Origin of the sequence: Herbaspirillum lusitanum P6-12, assembly GCF_000256565.1 — a bacterium.
GTDB lineage: Bacteria > Pseudomonadota > Gammaproteobacteria > Burkholderiales > Burkholderiaceae_D > Herbaspirillum > Herbaspirillum lusitanum.
In genome coordinates this window covers 1-1,817 of sequence record NZ_AJHH01000050.1, presented here as the reverse complement: position 1 = coordinate 1,817, position 1,817 = coordinate 1, and the positions used below count along the sequence as shown (strand labels likewise).

The following is a 1,817-nucleotide window of genomic DNA, read 5'->3' as shown; positions in this document are numbered from 1 at the left end:
TTTTCATCCTGCGCCGGCTGCGCTATATATCACTACACCCTGATCCGCACGCGCGACCGCGCCGGTTGTTTCAAGGCGTTCGTACACAACAACTGGCTGGGCGCACTGATGTTCGCAGGCGTCGCCGTGGATTACGCGCTGCGCTAGTCTGCTAGTCTTTTAGCTGCGTGGCTTCGGCAGCAGCGGCACCGGGTTGAGCGCCTTGCCGTTGCTGCGGATTTCGAAATACAGCTTGACCGTGCGGCTGTCGGTGTCGCCCATCTCGGCGATCTGCTGCCCGCGGTTCACGGTCTGCCCTTCCTTGACCATGATCGATTTGTTGTGCGCATAGACCGACAACAGCGTGCGGCTGTGCTTGACGATGATCATGTTGCCGTAGCCGCGGATGCCGCGCCCGGCGTAAGTCACCTTGCCGGCTTCGGCCGCCCACACCGGCTGGCCCGGAGTGCCGGTGATGTCGATGCCCTTCAGGTTGCGATCGGTGGTGGCGGTGAGCTTGCCTTGCGCAGGCCACATCCAGTCGAGGCGTTCGGCCTCAGTCGCTGCCGGCGCTGCCGCTTCACGCTCTGTCTTCGGCTCCGCCTTGCGTTCATGCACTGCAGCTGCCGGCTTCGCGCGCGAGACGGGGGCTGCTACAGCGGCGGTCGCCGGCGGCTTCAGGCGCAAGACGTCGCCGGGATAGATTTCATTCGCGTCGGAAAGCTTGTTCCATGCAGCGATGTCGTGATGATCCTTTCCGACCGTGCGGGAAATGCTCATCAGCGTGTCGCCCTTCCTTACCGTATAGGAGTCGCCCTGATACGGCGCACTCGCGCACGCCGTCAGCGCTGCAACGACAACAGCCGCGGCGACAATCGAAATATAACGCAGCACTTGCAAACTAATCCTTGCCAAACTCCTCCCCCAATTCTTTCCCTCTTGCGGCGGCAGCCTTGACTGCCGTCACGATGTGTTCAGCCACGCCGGCGCCTTGCATTGACGTCAAGGCGGCATAAGTGGTTCCGCCCTTCGATGTCACGCGTTCGCGCAACAGCGACAGCGGCTCCGGCGAACGGATCGCCAGCTCAACCGCGCCGGCAAAGGTCGCCTTGGCCAGCTCGACGCCTTGTTCGGCGCTCAGTCCCAGTTCGACGGCCGCCTTCTGCATGGCTTCCATGAAATAAAACACGTAGGCCGGGCCGCTGCCCGACACCGCCGTCACCGGATCGATCAGGTCTTCGCTATCGAGCCACACGGTGGCGCCGACGGCGCGCAGGATGGCGTCGGCGGCGGCGCGCTGCCCGGCGCTCACGCCGTCCAGCGCCACCATGCCCGAGATGCCCTTGCCGATCAGCGCCGGCGTGTTCGGCATCGAGCGCACGATGGCCGGATGATTGCCGAGCCAGCGCGACAGGTCGGCGCTGCGGATGCCGGCGGCGATCGACAGCACCAGTTGGGCGCCGATGAACGGCTTGAGGCTGTCGGCCACCTGGCGCATCTGCTGCGGCTTGACCGCCAGCACGATGACGTCAACCTTGGCCAGCATCTCGTCGACTTGCAGCGCGGTGGTGACGCCGAAGCGCTGGTTGAGTTTTTCCAGCGACTCGGGATTGAGGTCGACCACGTGGATGTTCTTGCCGTCGGTGAGCTTGCCTGCCAGACCGCCGATCAGTGCCGCGGCCATGTTGCCGCCGCCGATGAAACCTATCTTCAACATATGTTTTCTTCCTGTAGAGGACTACGGATAAAGCAAAAATCAGTGCGTCCGACGTTGTCCGAAAATGGCCGTACCGACGCGCACGATCGTGGCGCCTTCAGCGATGGCGGCGTCCATGTCC

At 63.4% G+C, this 1,817-nt stretch carries 2 protein-coding genes and 2 pseudogenes; 1 reads left to right on the top strand and 3 read right to left on the bottom strand.

Annotated features, from left to right (window positions below):
• Nucleotides 1-147 (top strand): annotated as a pseudogene (locus HLUSI_RS32285) (4-hydroxybenzoate octaprenyltransferase); the annotation flags it as partial.
• A 12-nt stretch (nt 148-159) separates the two neighbouring features.
• Here the strand turns inward: HLUSI_RS32285 and HLUSI_RS0101825 are convergent.
• The 3 genes and pseudogenes from HLUSI_RS0101825 to HLUSI_RS33780 form a co-directional block, all read right to left on the bottom strand.
• Entirely contained in the window at nt 160-873 is a 714-nt protein-coding gene (locus HLUSI_RS0101825; protein WP_238533897.1) for a peptidoglycan DD-metalloendopeptidase family protein, read from the bottom strand.
• A gap of 7 nt (nt 874-880) precedes the next feature.
• On the bottom strand, nt 881-1,696 hold the full coding sequence (proC, locus tag HLUSI_RS0101820; RefSeq protein ID WP_016832343.1) for a pyrroline-5-carboxylate reductase: 816 nt from the start codon (nt 1,694-1,696) through the stop codon (nt 881-883).
• Nucleotides 1,697-1,735: 39 nt separating this feature from the next.
• A pseudogene (locus tag HLUSI_RS33780) lies at nt 1,736-1,817 on the bottom strand (YggS family pyridoxal phosphate-dependent enzyme); the annotation flags it as partial.

Bases quoted from the DNA above. Each gene is read 5' to 3' on its own strand.
- proC (WP_016832343.1), bottom strand. From the start codon at position 1,696: ATGTTGAAGATAGGTTTCATCGGCGGCGGCAACATGGCCGCGGCACTG.